The 18,190-nt window shown below is 28.4% G+C and carries 21 protein-coding genes and 1 tRNA gene; 8 read left to right on the top strand and 14 right to left on the bottom strand.

Going from position 1 to position 18,190, the window contains the following annotated elements:
• Positions 1 to 30: 30 nt before the first annotated feature.
• Genes ACTT9R_RS03275 through ACTT9R_RS03310 form a run of 8 tightly spaced genes read right to left on the bottom strand, consistent with a single transcriptional unit; the run spans position 31 to position 6,032 of the window.
• The gene (locus ACTT9R_RS03275; RefSeq protein WP_440926632.1) at positions 31 to 543 is read right to left on the bottom strand and encodes a F0F1 ATP synthase subunit B family protein; all 513 of its coding nucleotides are present in this window, start codon (positions 541 to 543) and stop codon (positions 31 to 33) included.
• On the bottom strand, positions 518 to 1,108 hold the full coding sequence (locus tag ACTT9R_RS03280; protein WP_440926633.1) for a F0F1 ATP synthase subunit B family protein: 591 nt from the start codon (positions 1,106 to 1,108) through the stop codon (positions 518 to 520). Before ACTT9R_RS03280 ends, ACTT9R_RS03275 begins: the two co-directional genes overlap by 26 nt.
• A gap of 4 nt (positions 1,109 to 1,112) precedes the next feature.
• Complete coding sequence (locus ACTT9R_RS03285) at positions 1,113 to 1,340, bottom strand: F0F1 ATP synthase subunit C (protein WP_006997791.1); 228 nt, start codon at positions 1,338 to 1,340, stop codon at positions 1,113 to 1,115.
• Between the two features lie 17 nt (positions 1,341 to 1,357).
• Positions 1,358 to 2,092 carry a F0F1 ATP synthase subunit A gene (locus ACTT9R_RS03290; RefSeq protein ID WP_440926634.1) on the bottom strand — a complete coding sequence of 245 codons (735 nt, stop codon included), beginning with the start codon at positions 2,090 to 2,092 and terminating at the stop codon, positions 1,358 to 1,360.
• A 9-nt stretch (positions 2,093 to 2,101) separates the two neighbouring features.
• Entirely contained in the window at positions 2,102 to 2,377 is a 276-nt protein-coding gene (locus ACTT9R_RS03295; protein WP_075484905.1) for an AtpZ/AtpI family protein, read from the bottom strand.
• Positions 2,378 to 2,386: 9 nt separating this feature from the next.
• Positions 2,387 to 4,960, bottom strand: coding sequence for a chromosome segregation SMC family protein (locus ACTT9R_RS03300; RefSeq protein WP_440926635.1), 2,574 nt, complete (start codon positions 4,958 to 4,960; stop codon positions 2,387 to 2,389).
• A gap of 8 nt (positions 4,961 to 4,968) precedes the next feature.
• Positions 4,969 to 5,547, bottom strand: coding sequence for a thioredoxin domain-containing protein (locus ACTT9R_RS03305; RefSeq protein ID WP_440926636.1), 579 nt, complete (start codon positions 5,545 to 5,547; stop codon positions 4,969 to 4,971).
• Complete coding sequence (locus tag ACTT9R_RS03310) at positions 5,544 to 6,032, bottom strand: DUF721 domain-containing protein (RefSeq protein WP_440926637.1); 489 nt, start codon at positions 6,030 to 6,032, stop codon at positions 5,544 to 5,546. The genes ACTT9R_RS03305 and ACTT9R_RS03310 overlap by 4 nt, the downstream gene beginning before the upstream one ends.
• Here ACTT9R_RS03310 and ACTT9R_RS03315 point away from each other — a divergent pair, their 5' ends adjacent.
• Positions 6,033 to 7,019, top strand: a complete 987-nt coding sequence (locus ACTT9R_RS03315) for an A/G-specific adenine glycosylase (RefSeq protein ID WP_440926638.1) — start codon at positions 6,033 to 6,035, stop codon at positions 7,017 to 7,019.
• Positions 7,016 to 8,158: an FAD-dependent monooxygenase gene (locus ACTT9R_RS03320; protein WP_440926639.1), complete on the top strand. Its 1,143-nt coding sequence runs from the start codon at positions 7,016 to 7,018 to the stop codon at positions 8,156 to 8,158. Before ACTT9R_RS03315 ends, ACTT9R_RS03320 begins: the two co-directional genes overlap by 4 nt.
• On the opposite strand, the gene ACTT9R_RS03325 is transcribed toward ACTT9R_RS03320, so the two are convergent.
• The 3 genes from ACTT9R_RS03325 to ACTT9R_RS03335 all read right to left on the bottom strand — a co-directional run bounded on the left by ACTT9R_RS03325 (position 8,155) and on the right by ACTT9R_RS03335 (position 10,609).
• Entirely contained in the window at positions 8,155 to 9,225 is a 1,071-nt protein-coding gene (locus ACTT9R_RS03325; protein ID WP_440926640.1) for a site-specific DNA-methyltransferase, read from the bottom strand. The two genes, ACTT9R_RS03320 and ACTT9R_RS03325, sit on opposite strands and share 4 nt — an antisense overlap.
• A 104-nt stretch (positions 9,226 to 9,329) precedes the next feature.
• Positions 9,330 to 9,890, bottom strand: coding sequence for a ribonuclease HII (locus tag ACTT9R_RS03330; RefSeq protein WP_440926641.1), 561 nt, complete (start codon positions 9,888 to 9,890; stop codon positions 9,330 to 9,332).
• A complete protein-coding gene (locus tag ACTT9R_RS03335) occupies positions 9,890 to 10,609 on the bottom strand; it encodes a uracil-DNA glycosylase (protein WP_440926642.1) in 720 nt (239 codons plus the stop codon). Before ACTT9R_RS03335 ends, ACTT9R_RS03330 begins: the two co-directional genes overlap by 1 nt.
• 11 nt (positions 10,610 to 10,620) lie before the next feature.
• Here ACTT9R_RS03335 and ACTT9R_RS03340 point away from each other — a divergent pair, with 11 nt between their 5' ends.
• The 4 genes from ACTT9R_RS03340 to ACTT9R_RS03355 all read left to right on the top strand — a co-directional run bounded on the left by ACTT9R_RS03340 (position 10,621) and on the right by ACTT9R_RS03355 (position 14,537).
• A complete protein-coding gene (locus ACTT9R_RS03340) occupies positions 10,621 to 12,306 on the top strand; it encodes a tetratricopeptide repeat protein (protein WP_440926643.1) in 1,686 nt (561 codons plus the stop codon).
• Complete coding sequence (locus tag ACTT9R_RS03345) at positions 12,307 to 13,152, top strand: GHMP family kinase ATP-binding protein (RefSeq protein WP_440926644.1); 846 nt, start codon at positions 12,307 to 12,309, stop codon at positions 13,150 to 13,152.
• A 33-nt stretch (positions 13,153 to 13,185) separates the two neighbouring features.
• Positions 13,186 to 13,259, top strand: a tRNA-Gln gene (locus ACTT9R_RS03350).
• A 3-nt stretch (positions 13,260 to 13,262) separates the two neighbouring features.
• Positions 13,263 to 14,537: a CCA tRNA nucleotidyltransferase gene (locus tag ACTT9R_RS03355; protein WP_440926645.1), complete on the top strand. Its 1,275-nt coding sequence runs from the start codon at positions 13,263 to 13,265 to the stop codon at positions 14,535 to 14,537.
• On the opposite strand, the gene greA is transcribed toward ACTT9R_RS03355, so the two are convergent.
• The 3 genes from greA to ACTT9R_RS03370 are packed head-to-tail and all read right to left on the bottom strand — an operon-like array spanning position 14,534 to position 16,317.
• Positions 14,534 to 15,010, bottom strand: coding sequence for a transcription elongation factor GreA (gene greA, locus ACTT9R_RS03360; RefSeq protein WP_440926646.1), 477 nt, complete (start codon positions 15,008 to 15,010; stop codon positions 14,534 to 14,536). The genes ACTT9R_RS03355 and greA overlap by 4 nt on opposite strands.
• Before the next feature lie 4 nt (positions 15,011 to 15,014).
• Positions 15,015 to 15,842: an oxygen-dependent coproporphyrinogen oxidase gene (gene hemF / locus ACTT9R_RS03365; RefSeq protein ID WP_440926647.1), complete on the bottom strand. Its 828-nt coding sequence runs from the start codon at positions 15,840 to 15,842 to the stop codon at positions 15,015 to 15,017.
• 1 nt (position 15,843) lies between these two features.
• A complete protein-coding gene (locus ACTT9R_RS03370; protein WP_440926648.1) occupies positions 15,844 to 16,317 on the bottom strand; it encodes a tRNA (cytidine(34)-2'-O)-methyltransferase in 474 nt (157 codons plus the stop codon).
• Between the two features lie 92 nt (positions 16,318 to 16,409).
• Here ACTT9R_RS03370 and petA point away from each other — a divergent pair, with 92 nt between their 5' ends.
• Positions 16,410 to 16,919: a ubiquinol-cytochrome c reductase iron-sulfur subunit gene (gene petA, locus ACTT9R_RS03375; RefSeq protein WP_440926649.1), complete on the top strand. Its 510-nt coding sequence runs from the start codon at positions 16,410 to 16,412 to the stop codon at positions 16,917 to 16,919.
• Between the two features lie 6 nt (positions 16,920 to 16,925).
• Positions 16,926 to 18,188, top strand: coding sequence for a cytochrome b (locus ACTT9R_RS03380; RefSeq protein WP_075485340.1), 1,263 nt, complete (start codon positions 16,926 to 16,928; stop codon positions 18,186 to 18,188).
• Positions 18,189 to 18,190 lie beyond the last annotated feature (2 nt).

An 18,190-nucleotide genomic window follows, 5' to 3' on the forward strand; every position in this document is an offset into this window, starting at 1 on the left:
TTATAGCTTTTTTGAAAAATTGTAAGTGTATTATGAGTTAATTTTTTTTAACTCTGCTTTAGTTTCATCTAAATTTTTTTGAAACACAGCATCTAATTTTGACTTGTCTACAGATGTGGTTATTATCTTTTTAACTGAGTCCACGGCAATCTTTATTGATGCGTCCTTAATTTCTTTTAAAGCCGCTTCTTTCATCTGACTTATTTTATTTTCAGCTAAATTTTTTTTAATTTCTGATGATTTATGAAACTTATCATTCATCTCAATTATTAATCGATCCGCATCTTTTTTGGCGTTCTCAAGAATTTCGTTGCTAACAGACTTAGCTGCATCTAATTTTTTTTGTGAGTTATCTAATAGTGTTTTTGCCTCGGTTCTTAATTTTTCACTTTCATCAATTTCATTTTTAATGTCAGATATCATTTTATCTAACATTTCAGAAATTTTTTGAGGAATTTTAAGGTAAATTAACGCTCCAAAAAAAATAATAAATGATACGGCTACCCAAAATGTTGCATCAATTGCCATAGTATTTGTCTCCATTTCTTTTAGATAGATCGTCAACAATTGCAGATATACTACTATTATTTACTTCAGCTCCAATTAGTTTTTGCAATAACTCAGATGAAGTCTCAATAGCAATTTTGTTTATTTTATCTGGCGCATTTTTTCTTAATGCATCTATTTCTTTTTCAGCATCAGCAATTTCATTATCAATTTGCTTATCAATCACTTCTCTTTTTGCACCAATGTCTTTTAGTGCTTTTTCTCTTGCTTGATTGAAAATATTATTAGCCTCAAGTTTGCTTTTAGATATAATTTTATCGTATTCTTTTAGTTTTGCATCACTATCTTCTCTTTGCTTCTCAGCAGCCTCAATATTTTCTAATATTTGAGATTTTCTCGATTCTAAGTTGTTACTAATTTTTGGTAGTATTAGTTTAGATAAAACTAAATACATAATACCAAAAGTAAGTACTAGCCAAAAAATTTGAGAAACCCAAAACTCTGGATTTAATTGAGGCATACCTCCACTTTCAGCAGCAAAAGCTTCTTTAATAAAAAAGAAGCTAAAAAATATTGACTGAAAATATATTTTTTTAACCATCAATTTAAAACGCAAAGAGAATGATTAACGCAACTACCAATCCGAATAATCCTGTAGCTTCTGCAAGTGCAAAACCTAAAAGTAAGTTAGGAAATTGTTTTTGTGCTGCAGATGGATTTCTCATTGCACCAGACAAATAATTTCCAAAAATTATTCCGATACCAACACCGGCTCCAGCTAAAGCAATTGCTGCTAAACCAGCTCCGATCATTTTTGCTGCTTCTAATTCCATTATATCCTCCTCTGTTATTAATGGTGTAAATTTAATGCATCATTTAAATAGATGCAGGTTAAGATTGCAAAAACATAAGCTTGAAGAAAAGCAACTAAGATCTCCAAACCAGTTAACGCAACCGAAAAACTTAGTGGAAGCCACCCACCAACTATTCCAAGACTAATTACAAAGCCTCCGAAAACTTTCATCATTGTATGGCCAGCCATCATATTCGCAAATAATCTAACTGATAAACTTATAGGTCTGCTTAAATAAGAAATAATTTCTATAACAACAATTAAAGGGAGTAATACTGCAGGCACTCCACTGGGAACAAATAATTTTAAATACCCAAATCCATGTTTAATAAACCCAATTACAGTCACTCCAATAAATATAAATGCTGCTAGCACAAATGTTACAATGATATGACTGGTTACAGTGAAAGTATAAGGTATCATTCCAAACATGTTACAAAATAAAACAAACATGAATAGAGAAAATATAAATGCAAAGTATGGTTTAGCTTTTGATCCAGCTGTATCGCTAATCATTTTAGATACAAAGGTATAGCTAAGTTCTGCTAATAATTGAATTTTGTTTGGTAGTATTGAATTTTTTTTTGATCCTAAATCAAAGATCAATAAAATAGATACAGTACTTAAAATCATAAACAAACTTGCGTTCGTAAATGATATATCGAATGCTCCAACTTTAATTTCTGGTCCAATTCTATAAACGTCGAATTGGGACATAGGATTTGCTGCCATAATACTTATTTATTTTTGCATTTTTTTTGCAGATCTAATCACATTGGTTATTCCAGCAACTACACCAACAAAAAAAAATATTAATATAAACCAGGGTTTAGTACCAAAGGTCTTGTCAAAAATAAACCCAATAATTGTCCCCACAGCCACTGCAGAAACAAGTTCAGTGCTCAATTTGAATGCAGTTCCTATGGGCGAGGGGTCATTCTTCTTATTGTAGAGATTTTTCTTTGAAATCTTGCTTTTTGCAATCTCTAAGCGAGTTTTGAAAGGGTCTTTTGGCATTTATATAGTTTAAGCAACCATACTCTCTGCTTTTTGTAAATCAACAGCCACAAGCTGACTAATTCCTTTTTGAGGCATAGTTACCCCATATAGCCTGTTCATTTTTGACATGGTTAAAGCATGATGAGTCACAATTATGAATTTGGTATTAGTGATTTTAATTAGTTCCTCAAGTAAACTACAAAATCTTGTTACGTTAGCATCATCAAGCGGTGCATCAACCTCATCCAATACACATATAGGCGAAGGGTTTGTTAAAAACACTGCAAAGATTAATGAGAGAGCAGTCAATGCTTGCTCACCTCCAGATAACAAAGTTATAGATTGAAGTCTTTTTCCCGGAGGACTAACCAGCATTTCTAAACCCGCCTCAAGTGGATCGTCAGAGTCCACCAATTCTAGTTTGGCATTTCCACCATTGAAAAGTTTTGTATAAACTTCATTAAATTTTCTATTAACTTTTTCAAAAGCTTCAATCAATCTTTCTCTTCCTTTTTGATTAAGTTCGTTAATGCTATCTTTAAGTTTTACGATAGCGGTAACAAGATCGGCACGATCCTGTTCCATTTTTTTTATCTCTTCTTCATATTTACTTGTTTCTTCATCTGCTTTTAAATTTACAGATCCTAATTTTTCTCTTTCTTGTTTTTTCTTGTCTAAAGCATCTTCTTGATCAACTGGATTTGGAAGCTCTTCTACTCCGTTTAAATTTGAATTTTCTAAAATATTATCTTCATTCAAATTTAACTCAGAACTAATTCTATCAAGGAGATCATTTTTTCTTTTTTGTAGGCCTTCAATTGTAGCTCCTGAGCTTGCTTTTCTTTCTCTGATTTGAATTGATTGTTCTTGTATTGCATTTAATTGCGATCTTAACATTTCAATTTTTTGATCTGTTTCATCTATAATCGCTTCATTATCAATTTTTTCTTTATCTGAAATTCTTAAATTTTCTGAAATTTGACCTTTTCTTTCAGCTTGTGCTCTAGGTTGGTTTTCCAAATCACTTAATTGTTTTGATAATTTTTCTTTTCTTTGCGTCAATTCATTAACCATTTTTTCTGAGTTAATTAATAAATTTTTCCAACTTTCAATTTCCTTTTCAATGGTTTTAATTCTTTCATTTCTTTTTATAGACTCATTTTTAATTGATTGATTTTTACTATATGCATCGGCATATTTTTCTTGGAGTAATTTTATATTTTCTGATTTTTCACTAACTCCTAATAACTCAGTTCTATATCTCTCATTTTTTAAATCACTTAAAAAACTATCTAGTTCCATATTACATCTGTCTAGAAGTGTTACTGCTTGATTTATTTCATTACTATCTATTAATTCTTTTACCTTTGATATTGTATTTTTTACATTTCTTATTGGACCAACACTTATATTGACAGTTTCTTCAGCTAAATTATTTACAACTTCATCAACAGCTTTTTGTTCTTCTTTAAGTTTATTTTTTGCACTTTCTAACTCTTCATTAGATAATTTTTCTGTTTCAAAATACTTCGAGTCTGTCTCAATTAATTCAGTCTTTTCTTCCTTCAATCTCTTTTCATTTGAGTTAGCGTCTACAATAATCCCTTTTTCTCTCGTGATATCATCATCAAGTGTTTGAATTGATTTTTTGATGCTTTCTATCTCATCTTGAATTCTAGTATTTTCCTCATCTAAACTTTGAAGTTCTAGATTAAGTCTTTGTATCCTAGATAAATTTTCTATATTTTTCTCTCTCAATGGATTTACTTTATCTGTAAAAGTTTTAATTGAATTTTCTAATTCAGATATTTTGTTATTAAATCCTTCTACTTCTCCTTCAGCCTCAGTATTAATTTCATTTTCTATTCTAATTTCTTTGTCTATTTCTAGTAATTTTAAATAATATAAACCTGCTTCAATTTTTTTAATTTGATCTGAAATTAGTTTGTATTTTGTTGCCTCTTCAGCTTGTTTTTGAAGATTTGCTAATTGTTTTTCTTGCTGTCTTCTTAATTCATCTGCTCTTTTTAAATTATTCTCAGCCGCACTTAATCTTAATTCAGCCTCATGTCTTCTAACGTGCAAACCAGATATTCCTGCAGCTTCTTCTAAAATAGCTCTTCTATCTGTAGGTTTCGCAGTTACTAATGCACCTATTCTTCCTTGGCTAATCATAGATGGAGAGTGTGCACCAGTCGAAAGATCTGCAAAAAACATTTGCGCATCTCTTGCTCTTACTTCCTTATCGTTAATGTAAAATTTAGATCCTTTATCTTTTTCTATTTTTCTTCTAACCTGTATTTGTTCCAATTCACGGTATTGGATTGGGCCTTCTTTATCTTTGTTTTCAACTTCAATAGATACTTCAGCAATATTTTTTGATGCTTTATTAGATGTTCCTGAAAATATAACATCCTCCATACCAGATCCACGCATACTTTTTGCCGAGGTCTCTCCCATTACCCATCTTAAAGATTCTACAATATTTGATTTTCCACAGCCGTTAGGACCCACTATACCCGTAAGACCATCCTCAATTAAGAAGTTGGTTTTTTCAGCAAAAGATTTAAATCCGTTTAATTGGATTTTTTTAAACTCCATGCACTAACTTATATCAGTTTTTCTAGCGCTTTTTTTAAATTTTTATAATTTAGAGTTTTTTCGAATTTTTCGTCGTTAATAATAATCGTAGGAGTTGCGTTCACTTTGAAGTTCTTTGCTCCATCGATTCGATCGTTTAATATAAAATCTTCAATTTCCTTATTATTTATACAAGTATCAAAATCAATACTAAATCCCTCACTTTTTAAAAATTTTTGTAGATTTTTATTTGCCTCCTCTATTGAACTTCCTTTCACCCATTTTTGTTGATTAGCATATAAACTTTCAAGGATATCTGAATTTCCATCATTCTTACACTGAGAAACTTTAGATGCATTAAAGGCCGCTATGTCTAATGGAAAATGTCTAAATTCAATCTTAACGACTCCAGTATCAAGAAATTCTTTCTTAAGTTCAGGAAAAACATTTTTGTGAAAATTAGCGCAATGACTACAAGTTAATGATTCAAAAGCTATAATAGTTATTTTTGCATCTTTGTTACCAACAATTATCCTTTTAATTTCCTCCGCCTGCACATTTAAGACTGTAGAAAAAAATATTAATATTAGGAATATAATTTTTTTCATTTCTCTCTAAAAACCCTAGTTAACTCTGTTAATGATTTTTTAATTTTTTCGTTTTTAACACCTTTAATCTTATCTTGATATTTACTAATTGCCACATTTTTAACTTTTGTTTCACCTGAGCCCGTCATTTCATGTTCATCATCAAAACTTATGAATTTAAGCTTTTCAACAACAGAATATCCAAAAAAATTATTCATTTTATTTAAAATATCTTTTTTAGAATATTCTACATCAACTTCATGTCCTCGCTTGACCATAACCACTAAGGTGTTAACACCAAATTTATTTGAATTTTTAAATGTTTTTGGATAGCAAATTTTAAATAATTCGCTTCCAACTAAATATTTCCAATTACTCAGCGTTTCTGAATATACATGACCTTTTTTATTTATTATTTTTTTGACATTTTTTGGCAAAGTGTCTTTGAAAGATCTTAATCCTTGAATGCTAGCGTTTCTCTGCTTAGTATTATTTTTAGATTGCATATGAAAGATCCAATAATAACAAATAAAATTCTTAATTGGTATGATTTAAATAAAAGATCTTTACCTTGGAGAAAGAATGTTTCTCAAACAAAAAAGCAATACTACACTTTAATAAGTGAATTTATGTTGCAGCAAACCCAGGTTGCAACGGTAATACCTTACTTTAACAGATTTATAAAAAATATTCCTTCAATTGAAAAATTATCTAAATATGATGATAGAAAATTAATTAAACTTTGGGAGGGTCTTGGATACTATTCAAGAGTAAGAAATTTAAAAAAAACAGCTCAAATAATTGTTAAAAACTTTGATAAAAAAATACCTAGAAATTTTGTGGATTTAAAGTCTCTTCCAGGAATTGGAGATTATACAGCAAGTGCAATTTCTGCAATTGCATTCAATGAACCAATAATTCCTCTAGATGGTAATATTGAAAGAGTACTAAAGAGATACTTATTTTTAAAAAAACAAGATCAAATAAAAAAAGAAAATTTACACGAGAAAAAAAAAATTTTTGGAACATCTATCAAAAGGTCTAGTGATTATGCTCAAGCTTTAATGGAATTAGGGGCACTAATTTGTAAACCTGTTAGTCCTAATTGTAAGAACTGTCCATTAGTAAAAAAATGCAAATCATTTAAAAATAAACATTTTGATTTAGTAAAATTTAAAAAAAAAGATAAGGAAACTTTTTACAAGCTAAATGTTTATAAAAAAAATAATCATTATTTATTAATCAAAAATAATAAATTTAATTTTTTGAAAAATTTTAATATCTTCCCGATGGAGGAAGTAAATAATCCTAAAAATTTTGATAAAGATTTGAATTTTAAAATGTCTAATATGAGTATGAATATTAAAATCGAATTTAAAAATAAATATAATTTAAATAAAAATAATTATTGGATTGATCCAACAAAGCTTCAAAATTATACACTGCCAACATTTACAAAAAAAATAGTTAAATTTCTAGAAAGTCATAAATGAAAAAAATTGCAATAATTGGTGCTGGAATTTCTGGTTTGTATATTGCCAATTTATTTAAAGATCATAAGGATTATCAGGTTACGATTTATGAAAAAAGGAATTCAATAGAAATGGAAGAAGGCTATGGAATTCAGTTGTCGGTAAATAGTGTAAAGCTTTTAAATAAAATAGGCTTCACTTCTTTCACTGATGAAGAAAAATTTAATCCAAAAAAAATTGATTTTTATGAAATTAAAAATTCAAAAAAAATTTGTGACTTAGACATTTCAAAATTTAATTCTGAAGATTGTAAATACACAACATTGAAAAGATCAAAATTGCTTCAATTTTTAAAAAAACAAATAAACGAAGATATAATTAAATATAACCATAGTATTGAACAGATTGTTTACGATAAAGATTCAATAAAATTAATATTTGATAAAAATAATATAACTTGTGATTACTTAATTATTTCGGACGGTGTTTTTTCTAAAGGGAAGTTATTAATTTCAAACTATAAATCAAAACCAATTTACAATGATATGATTGCTATTAGGGGCACTATATTGAGAGAAAGTTTTCAAAATATAAATGAAGAAAATATTTCTTTGTTTTTAGGACCGAATTTTCATTATGTTGTTTATCCAATTAATAATGATAAAAAATTAAATTTTATCGGCATTTTAAAACATAAGTTAAATTCAAATGAGCAAAAGAACTATAATCTTTTTAACGAAAGTCCTTTTATAAAAAATATTAAATTTATATTATCTCAAAAAGTCTCCCAAAGTTTTTTGGAAAGTCTTCAAAATATTAAATTATTTCCAATATTTGTAAGTAAAAATTTATACAATCCTCCGAAAAATATATTCCTTATAGGAGATGCATTTTTTGCTTTTTCACCTTCATTCGCGCAGGGAGCTTCCCAATCAATTGAGGGGGCTAATGAATTATATAAATGTTTAATAAATAATAATAATTTTTATGATATCAGATTAAAGAGAGTAAAAATGATTAACAGTAGATCTAATTTCAATCAATTTGCCTTCCATTTATCAAATCCAATTATGATCATATTTAGAAATATTTTTTTAAAACTTTTAACTAAAAATAAAAAATTTTTAGAAAGTTATTTGGGTAAAATTTATAAAGGTTAATTTTTAGAAATTAATCTTTGTCTTAGATAATCTATTGGATAAGTTCGTCCATTTATATCACAGTGCCAAAAAGTCCATCCGTTGCAACTTTCAGCTCCTAAAATAGTAGCTGCAACTTTGTGTATAGAACCCTCTGCTTGATTATGTTTTATACTGCCATCAGCCATAATTCTGGCTGTTATTTTTTTCTTATTATCAAAAATATTAGTTCCAGGTTTAATTATTCCAAGCTCAACTAATGAACCAAAAGGAATTCTTGGTTTTGATCTATTATTTTTTAGCGTATCTAATAAATCGTCTTCAATAGGCTTTGTAGTTTTTATACGTTGCTCAGCAGCTTTAAAATAATTTTTTTCTTTTTCTATTCCGAAATAATTTCTCCCTAGTTTTTTTGCCACTGTAGCTGTTGTTCCTGATCCTAAAAAAGGATCAAGTATCAGGTCTTTTTTATTTGATGTAGCTAGTAAAATTCTATGTAATAGTGCCTCTGGTTTTTGTGTTGAGTGAATTTTTTTTCCATCCTTTTTAAGTCTTTCAGAACCGTTGCATATTGGAAGATCCCAATTAGATCTCATTTGAAGATCATCATTTAAACATTTTAAAGATTGATAATTAAATGTGTATTTTGATTTCTCACTTTTAGAAGCCCATATTAAAGTTTCATGAGCGTTAGTAAATCGTGTACCTCTAAAGTTTGGCATTGGATTATTTTTATTCCAAATAACATCATTTAAAATCCAGAAACCTAGATTTTGTATTGCTGCGCCAACTCTAAAAATATTATGGTAGCTTCCTATAACCCAAATAGCTCCATCTTTTTTTAAAATTCTTTTGCATTCACTAAGCCATTCATAGGTGAAATCATCATATTTTTTAAAATTTTCAAATTGATCCCACTTATCATTTACCGCACTAACCTTTGATCTATCGGGTCTAGTTAATTCACTTTTTAATTGTAAGTTGTAAGGAGGATCAGCAAAAATTAAATCAAAAGTTTCACGTGGAATTTTTTTTAATTCTTCGAGACTATCTCCATTAATTATTTTATTTTTGAAATCAGTTTTCATTTGTAAATATTAATTAGACTCCAAATGGATTCTTCGGTCAACCTGAGATTGAAAAATTTAGATTCGATTAGTGTTAGGAAATTACAAGGTAACTAGATGTAGTGTTAATTTATTTTAGATATAGGTGAAAAAGTTTTTCTATGATGTTTAGTAATACCTAATTTTTTCAAAGCTTTTAAGTGCTGTTTTGTTCCGTACCCAAAGTTTTTATCCCAATCATAACCTTTATTTTTTTTTGATAAGGTGGTTATAAATTTATCTCTGGATACTTTTGCAATTATAGAAGCTGCCGAAATAGAGGGGATTTTTTTATCTCCTTTAATAACTGATTTTAAATTATAATTTTCTAACTCTGGAGTTTTGTTTCCATCTATCAGAACGTGTGTTGGTTTTCTCTTAAGTTTTTTGATGGCTCTTTTCATAGCCAGCAAACTTGCTTGCAGTATATTTAGCTTTTCTATTTCTTTGACAGAAGCTTTGCCTATGGACCAAGTAGAATTTTTCTTTATATATGTACACAGATACTCTCTATCTTTTTTACTTAATGATTTTGAATCTTTTAACAACTTTGAATTAATTGATTTTTTTAAAATTACTGCTGAAGCATAAACAGGCCCAATTAAACTTCCTCTACCAACTTCATCAACCCCAGCAATTATCTTCATCAAATTTTTAACTTCAGATCTTTGATTTTGTCTCTAATTTTCTTTAAATCTTCCCATGAGTGTTTTTTATTTTCTGGAAAACGAATTAAATAAGATGGATTAAAAGTTATCATTAAAGGGAATGTTTTGTTTTTTAAAATCACTTCCTTCCAATGTCCTCTTTCAGTAGTTATTTTTTCACTTATTCCTGTTACAGCCTCCATTGCTGAACTACCCATCAAAACAATAATCTTTGGGTTTATAATGGATATATGCTCCTTCAAAAATACTGAGTATCTTTTAATTTCAGTTGAGGTTGGTTTTCTGTCATCAGGTGGTCTAAAATTGATTACATAACTAGTGTAAATATTTTGTCTCTTAATATTGATAGCTATAAGCATTTTGTTAAGAAGTTCGCCAACTTCACCCTTAAATGGGACACCCAATTTTTCTTCTTCAGCCCCAGGAGATTCTCCAATTAACATCAAAGGGCTATTTATATTTCCCTCACCTAAAATGATTTTGTTTGAATATTCTTTCAATTTACAATTTTCAATTGAATTTATTTGATCTTTTAAATTTTTAAGTAATTCTTCTTTATTAATCTGCAGGGTGTCATTATCCGTTTCTAAAATATTAAATCTATTTATTGGCTTATCTGCGAATATAAATTTTGGCTCAATAGTATTAATTAGTTCTTGGTTTAATTTGGTATTTTGATTTATCACTTTTTTAGTCATAGTATGTTTACATGTTCTTAAAATTTCTTAAATTAGTACTATTAATATTCCTATCTTATCAGACACCTTTGTATTCTAAAAGTGCTACTTTTAACGATTTCAACTCAAGAGATTTATCAAATTATTTTTCTGGAATTGTTGCATTTGAAAATCGAGATAATTCTGAAGCTTTAAAATTTTTTAACTTAACCAAAGTATTAATTAACAAACATGACAGTTATTTAAAAAGATATGTTAACTCTTTAGTTTTAGATAATAAAGTGCCTCAAGCAATTAATGTATTAAATAATAATGCAAACAAATCTAATTCAGATTTTTATGATGCTTATATAATTTTAATAATTGATAGTTTAAAAAAAAATAACTTTAAAAAGGCTGACAAATATTTAACACAAAGTTTAAAATTTCAAGATGAAGATAGGATAAACCTAGTTATATTTGAAACTTTAAAACAGTACATTTATACATTTAAAAATAAAAAAATATTAGACAACAAAAAAAATTTTGGGAATCTGTCTCTTATAGCTGAGACATTCCAAAGATGTTATATTGAAGATAAAAGAACCTCATCATTTTTTCTTAATTTAATAAATAATCAACAAGGTGATTATTCAAGATACATTTTCTTTTATCTTAATCATTTAATTGACAACGATAAATTAAATGAAGCAAGATTAGTTGTTGAGCAAATTGATTACATAAATTCGACACTTTTACTTTCACAAAGTAAAAGTTGGGTAGACAAAGAAAAATTCGATGATTTTGGAAAAATTTTTTCATGCAAAGATCATAATGATCTTGTAAGTGAGTTTTTATTTTTAATCTCTAATCTTTATTCTTCTCAGGATAATTTTGAAAAATCAAATTTTTATTTAAATTTGTCAAACTATTTAAATCCTAAGTTTGAATTTAATCTGTCATTGGTTGCAGAAAATTTTTATCTTAATGATGAATTTGATAAAGTACAAAGAATCTTAAAAAATTTTAAAAAAGAAGATGAATTTTATTATTGGTTTAGATTAAAAAAAGAAGCTCAAATAATAATTCAAGAGCAGGATTATGAAAATGGAATTAAATATATAGATTCAAAATTTAATAAAATTGAAAATCCAAATATAAAAATGATTTTTGATTTAGCTAATTTTTATAAAAATTCTAAAAATTATGAAAAGGCAATAGATCGTTATACAGAAATTATTTTAACACTGGATGACAATTCACTAATTAAATCAGATGTATTGTATCGTAGAGGTGGTAGCTATGAAAGAATGGGTAATTATGAAAAGTCAGATGAAGATTTATTGCACGCACTTAAAATTGATCCTAGTGATGCATATATTTTGAATTACCTTGCTTACTCTTGGTTAGAGCGTGATTATAAAATTAATGAAGCAATGGATATGTTGAAAACAGCATATGATTTAAAAAGCAATGATCCATATATTATTGATTCAATTGGATGGGCTTATTTTTTAATAGAGGATTATGTAGAAGCTGAAAAGTATTTAAAAAGAGCTGTAGAATTAATGCCAGATGACCCAATCGTGAATGATCATTATGGAGACATTTTATGGAAATTAAATCGTAAAATTCAAGCAAGATATTTTTGGAACAACGTATTAAGTTTTGATGACACAGAAGATGATATGATAGAAAAAATCAATATTAAAGTAATTGAGGGTCTTAAAAATTCCTAAATGAAATTTAATAAAATTAAATCTAATGCAAAGTTAAATTTAGCACTAAATATCACTGGAAAAAAAAAGGTTTTACATAAAATTGAAAGTATAATTGGTTTCATAGATTTACATGATGTTATTTCAATCAATCAACATAATGGAAAAAAACATCATATTTCTTTTTATGGAAAGTTTTCTAAAAATATCGGAAAAAAAAATACTGTTCAAAAATTATTTCAAATATTAGATAAAGAAAATTTGTTAAAAAATAAAAAATTCAAAGTTAAAATTAAAAAATTAATCCCTCAAGAAGCTGGGTTGGGTGGGGGATCGATGAACGCAGCTAGTGTGTTTAGTTATCTGGTTAAAAAAAAAATTATTAATCCTAATCATCAAAAAACTCGAAGTATCTGCGACTTGGTTGGTTCCGATGTTATTCTGGGAACCATTTCATCTAGCTGTGTATTGTCATCAGGTGGTAGAATAAAAAAGATTTATAATACTCCAAAATATTACTCTACTTTAGTAAAGCCTGATTTTGGGTGCTCAACTAAAAAAATATACTCTTTTGTTCGAAAGTATACAAAATCAAAATATAACAAACCTAAAAAAAACATGTTTGGAATAAAATATTTGATTGATCAACAAAATGCCCTTGAAACAATAGCACTTAAAAAATATCCAAAACTTAAAAAAATAAAGTTGTTCTTAGAAAGTACAAATAATCCATTATTTGTAAGAATGACTGGTTCAGGATCAACAATTGTTGCCTATTATAATTCATTAAAGAGTTGTAAATTGGCAAAAGCTAAATTTAAAAGAAAATATAAAAATTATTGGTGTGTTACAGCAAAAACTATATGAATTTTATATTTTTATGTTATAGGAAGCTAGTATTGGGGCGTAGCCAAGCGGTAAGGCACGGGTTTTTGGTACCTGCATCCTAGGTTCGAATCCTAGCGCCCCAGCCACTTATGAAAAATTTTTTAGATAAATTTTTTTCCAGATCAAAAAATCTTGATTATATCAGTCAAAATTTAAAACAAATTACTTTAACAACACCAGCAAATAAAATTTTTGAAGCAATTAATAATTTTTCACAGAATAGTGAAATCAGATATGTGGGTGGTTGTGTAAGAAAAGTCATAAAAAAAGAAAATGTTGATGATATTGACCTAGCAACAAATTTAACTCCACTGGAAGTTTGTGAGGCTCTTAAAAACAAACAAATAAGTTATTACGAAACAGGAATTGAACACGGAACTATAACAGCAATAATTGATGAATATAAATATGAAATTACTTCTTTAAGGAAAGACGTCTCAACTGATGGAAGGCATGCTGAAGTAGAATTCTCTTTAGATTGGAAGGAAGATGCCTCTAGAAGGGATTTTACTATCAATTCAATTTATGCAGATGGTGATGGTAATTTATTTGATCCATTTAATGGTAAAAAAGATTTGGAGGAGGGTCATATTAACTTTATTGGCAATGCGGAAAAAAGAATTCAGGAGGATTATTTACGTATTTTGAGGTATTTAAGATTTTATTTAAATTACTCAAATCATAAGCACCAGCAAAAAATAATAAAAAATATAAAAAAAAATATTGATGGAATTTCAAATATATCATCTGAAAGATTAATCGATGAACTTAAAAAAATAACTAGTTCAAATGGATTTTTAAAACTTTTTAAAGATAAAGAAAGTTTAGAACTCGTAGAAATAATTTTCCCTCAACTTAAGAATATTAAAAATTTTAAAAAACAAAATTCTTATGCTGCAGAGAATTTTTTAAAAATTGACTTTATATTCTTAATTGCGCTTTTAGTTATTGATGGGACTGATAATGCTGACTATTTTCTTTATAAATTTAAAATATCAAACAAAGATAAGAAAAGATTAAAATTAATAGATCTTTTTTACAGAGAAAAAGTAACTTTAAACAACTTTACAGAGAAAAACTTGAATAAATTTTTTTATTTTAATGGGCGACAGGCTGTAATAGATATAATTAATTTTAAAATATTTATCTCAAACAAAGTAGAGAAAAAACTAATCAAATTATTAGATACTTATAAAGAGAAAGTAATTCCAACTTTGCCAATAGGGGCCGATCTATTAATGTCTAAATTTCAAATTCCTGAGGGCAAAACTTTAGGTAACAAATTAAAAAGGATAGAAGAAACTTGGGTTCAAAACGGATTTCAAATTTCAGATAAGCAGGTTCAACAAATAGTTAAAAGTTAAATATATTTAACGTCTTTAATTTCAAAATTTTTTACACCAGAGGGTGTATTTATTTCAACTAAATCACTTTTATTTTTTCCAATCAAACCTTTGCCAATTGGTGATTGAAAGAAAATAAGTTTTTGTTTTAAATCTGCTTCATCTCTTCCCACAATTTTATAATAAATTTTTTCACCAGTATCTAAATCTTCTAAATAAACTGTAGATCCAAAAATTACTTTTCCTTCGTTGTTTAGTTTTGTAACGTCAATAACATTTGCTCTTGCAATAATATCGTTAATTTCTGTAATTCTTCCCTCGTTATGAGATTGTTCTTCTTTAGCTGCATGATATTCAGCATTTTCTTTAAGGTCTCCATGAGATCTCGCTTCAGCAATTGCAGCTACTATCTCAGGTCTTTTTTTTTCTTTTAAAAAAACTAATTCTTCTTTTAGTTTATTTAATCCGTTTAATGTTATTGGCTCTTTATCCATTTTTTTATTTCCATTTTGCAACCGGAGGTAATGACATCAAAATTCCTTCAACATTACCACCAGTTTGTAGCCCAAATTTTGTTCCTCTATCATAGAGTAAATTAAATTCTGTGTATCGACCTCTTTTAATATACTGAAACTCTTTATCTTTTAAAGTCCATTTTCTTTTTAATTTTTTTTTAATTATTTCATTAAATAGCATTTGAAATGTAACACCAACATCTCTGACAAATTTAAAGTCATTTTCAAAATTATCATTTTTATAGTCAAAAAATATTCCACCTATTCCTCTGGCTTCTTCTCTGTGAGGTAAATAAAAATATTCATCACACCACTTTTTATATTTTTTATAATAATTTTTATTATGTCTATCGCACATTGCCTTTAATATTTTATGAAAGTTTTTCTTTTCTTTTTCATCTTTTATTGCTGGGGTTACATCCATACCTCCACCAAACCAATTCTTTGTTGTACAAATAAATCTGGTATTAAAATGCATTGCAGGAATATGGGGATTTTGCATGTGCATAACTATTGATATTCCTGATGCCCAAAATCTAGGATCTTTACTTGCGCCCGGTATATTCTCTTGAAATTGCTTTGGAAATTTTCCATAAACTTTTGAAAAATTTACTCCTACCTTTTCAAAAATTTTTCCATTTTTAAGTATTCTGTATTCACCACCACCCTCATCTTTTTTACTGCTTCTATTCCAAGAAGTTGATTGAAAATTTACTTTATATTTTTCAATTTTTAAAATGTCATCACATATTGCATTTTGTAATAGCTTAAACCAATTACTCGCTAAGTCTTTTTTAATTGAAATATCCATTTTATATCAATTCTATTTGACGCAAACTTTCTGCCAAAACAATGGCAACAGAGGATGCAATATTAAGAGACCTTACTTGGTTATTCATTGGTATTTTTAAACGATTTTTAATAATTTTATGAACCTTTTCGGGTACCCCAGCACTTTCTCTTCCAAACAAAATAGTATCATCAGGCTTAAATTTAAATTTAGTATAATTTATTGAACCCTTAGTTGTCATCAATACGATTCTTTGTTTCTTCTTTGCCTTAAAAAATTTTTCCGAACTTTGATAGAACTCTATTTGACTATAGTCCATATAGTCCATAACCACTCTTTTAAAACGTTTGTCTGATAATAGAAAGCCACATGGTTCAATTATTTCTAGTTTAGCACCCAAACAAGCACAAGTTCTTATGATTGCAGCAGTATTCTGAGGGATATCAGGCTCATACAAAGCTATTTTGGGTCCTAAAATTGGTGAATTCTGTGTCATTCTTTCAGTAGTAAAATAATTATTTTATATTATATGAATTCGTATATTAACTATTTTAAATCAAAAAGAGATAATAATTAAAGCTACTAAAAGTGTCTGAAAAAAAAACAAAAAGAAGAGATTTTTTATTTACAGCTACTACAGCGGTAGGAGCTGTTGGTGCTGCTGCAGTAGTGTGGCCAATGATAGATCAGATGAATCCAGATGCTTCTGTTAAAGCATTAGCTAGTACAGAGGTTGATGTAAGTTCATTAACACCTGGAAATACATTGACTGTTTTATGGAGAGGTAAACCAGTCTTTATAAGAAGAAGAACTCAAGAAGAAATTAATGAGGCAAGAGCCGTAAAGATGGAGGATTTAATTCATCCAGAAAAAGATGAAGATAGAGCAAAAAACCCTGAGTGGCTTGTTATGTTAGGTGTATGTACACACCTTGGATGTGTACCTCTAAATGATAAAGGTGATTATAATGGGTGGTTCTGTCCATGTCATGGATCTCATTATGATACTTCTGGAAGAATTAGAAAAGGACCAGCACCTTGGAATATGGAAGTGCCTAAATACGAATTCGTTAATGCAAATACAATTAAAATTGGATAAAGAAAAATGAGTGACCATGATTACAGACCAAAATCGAAAGTAGGACAATGGTTTAATGATCGATTGCCACTATTAACTCTTGCAAATCATTTAACAGATTACCCAACACCTAAAAATTTGAACTATTGGTGGACATTTGGTGGAATTTTAACTTTTTGTTTAATCACTCAAATTGTTACCGGATTAACTCTTGCAATGCATTATATTGCTCATGCTGATATGGCTTTTGAAAGTGTAGAGCATATCATGCGTGATGTTAACTATGGATGGTTAATCAGATATATTCATGCAAACGGTGCTTCAATGTTTTTCCTAGCGGTCTATATTCATATATTTAGATCATTATTCTATGGTTCTTATAAATCTCCAAGAGAAATAATATGGATTTTAGGAATAATAATTTATTTATTAATGATGGCGGCTGCATTTATGGGCTATGTATTGCCTTGGGGACAAATGAGCTTTTGGGGAGCAACTGTAATCACAAATTTATTTAGTGCTATTCCATTAGTTGGAGAGGGTATTGTCACTTGGTTGTGGGGAGGTTATTCAGTCGACAACCCTACGTTAACTAGATTTTTTACTTTGCATTATTTAATTCCATTTTTAATTTTAGGATTAGTTGTTTTACATATATGGGCTTTACATGTTCCTGGTAACAACAATCCAGTTGGAATAGATATAAAAAAACCTTCTAAAGACACTGTACCTTTCCATCCTTACATAGTAATTAAAGATGGTTTTGCTTTATTAATGTTCATGATTGTGTTTGCTTTCTTTGTATTCTACGCACCAAATATTTTAGGTCACGCGGATAATTATATCGAGGCAAACCCAATGGTAACACCCGCACACATTGTTCCTGAATGGTATCTCTTACCTTTTTATGCAATATTAAGATCAGTTCCTGATAAATTACTAGGAGTTGTGGCTATGTTATCTGCAATATTAATATTAGCAGTTTTACCTTGGTTAGATACTTCAAAAATAAGATCAGCAGTATTTAGACCTTTATATAAACAATTTTACTGGATATTAGTTGCAGATGTTTTGATACTTGGCTATGTGGGCGCGATGCCAGCTGAAGGACTTTACTTGTTGATAGCACGAGTTGCAACAGCGTATTACTTTTTACATTTTTTAGTTATTCTTCCTGTTTTAGGGTTTAAAGAAAAAACTTTACCAGTGCCTCTAAGTATTACCGAACCTGTTCTAGGTGGTTCACCAAATCTAGCTGCCGCCAGAAATAAAGAAAGTAAAATAGAATAAGG

The organism is Candidatus Pelagibacter sp., from assembly GCF_052049835.1.
Lineage (GTDB): Bacteria > Pseudomonadota > Alphaproteobacteria > Pelagibacterales > Pelagibacteraceae > Pelagibacter.

Bases quoted from the DNA above. Each gene is read 5' to 3' on its own strand.
- ACTT9R_RS03280 (WP_440926633.1), bottom strand. From the start codon at position 1,108: ATGGTTAAAAAAATATATTTTCAGTCAATATTTTTTAGCTTCTTTTTT.
- ACTT9R_RS03340 (WP_440926643.1), top strand. From the start codon at position 10,621: ATGTTCTTAAAATTTCTTAAATTAGTACTATTAATATTCCTATCTTAT.
- hemF (WP_440926647.1), bottom strand. From the start codon at position 15,842: ATGGATATTTCAATTAAAAAAGACTTAGCGAGTAATTGGTTTAAGCTA.
- ACTT9R_RS03315 (WP_440926638.1), top strand. From the start codon at position 6,033: ATGAAAGATCCAATAATAACAAATAAAATTCTTAATTGGTATGATTTA.
- ACTT9R_RS03275 (WP_440926632.1), bottom strand. From the start codon at position 543: ATGGAGACAAATACTATGGCAATTGATGCAACATTTTGGGTAGCCGTA.
- ACTT9R_RS03310 (WP_440926637.1), bottom strand. From the start codon at position 6,032: ATGCAATCTAAAAATAATACTAAGCAGAGAAACGCTAGCATTCAAGGA.
- ACTT9R_RS03345 (WP_440926644.1), top strand. From the start codon at position 12,307: ATGAAATTTAATAAAATTAAATCTAATGCAAAGTTAAATTTAGCACTA.
- ACTT9R_RS03295 (WP_075484905.1), bottom strand. From the start codon at position 2,377: ATGCCAAAAGACCCTTTCAAAACTCGCTTAGAGATTGCAAAAAGCAAG.
- ACTT9R_RS03300 (WP_440926635.1), bottom strand. From the start codon at position 4,960: ATGGAGTTTAAAAAAATCCAATTAAACGGATTTAAATCTTTTGCTGAA.
- ACTT9R_RS03320 (WP_440926639.1), top strand. From the start codon at position 7,016: ATGAAAAAAATTGCAATAATTGGTGCTGGAATTTCTGGTTTGTATATT.
- ACTT9R_RS03380 (WP_075485340.1), top strand. From the start codon at position 16,926: ATGAGTGACCATGATTACAGACCAAAATCGAAAGTAGGACAATGGTTT.
- ACTT9R_RS03285 (WP_006997791.1), bottom strand. From the start codon at position 1,340: ATGGAATTAGAAGCAGCAAAAATGATCGGAGCTGGTTTAGCAGCAATT.
- greA (WP_440926646.1), bottom strand. From the start codon at position 15,010: ATGGATAAAGAGCCAATAACATTAAACGGATTAAATAAACTAAAAGAA.
- ACTT9R_RS03305 (WP_440926636.1), bottom strand. From the start codon at position 5,547: ATGAAAAAAATTATATTCCTAATATTAATATTTTTTTCTACAGTCTTA.
- ACTT9R_RS03290 (WP_440926634.1), bottom strand. From the start codon at position 2,092: ATGGCAGCAAATCCTATGTCCCAATTCGACGTTTATAGAATTGGACCA.
- ACTT9R_RS03325 (WP_440926640.1), bottom strand. From the start codon at position 9,225: ATGAAAACTGATTTCAAAAATAAAATAATTAATGGAGATAGTCTCGAA.
- ACTT9R_RS03370 (WP_440926648.1), bottom strand. From the start codon at position 16,317: ATGACACAGAATTCACCAATTTTAGGACCCAAAATAGCTTTGTATGAG.
- ACTT9R_RS03355 (WP_440926645.1), top strand. From the start codon at position 13,263: ATGAAAAATTTTTTAGATAAATTTTTTTCCAGATCAAAAAATCTTGAT.
- ACTT9R_RS03330 (WP_440926641.1), bottom strand. From the start codon at position 9,890: ATGAAGATAATTGCTGGGGTTGATGAAGTTGGTAGAGGAAGTTTAATT.
- ACTT9R_RS03335 (WP_440926642.1), bottom strand. From the start codon at position 10,609: ATGACTAAAAAAGTGATAAATCAAAATACCAAATTAAACCAAGAACTA.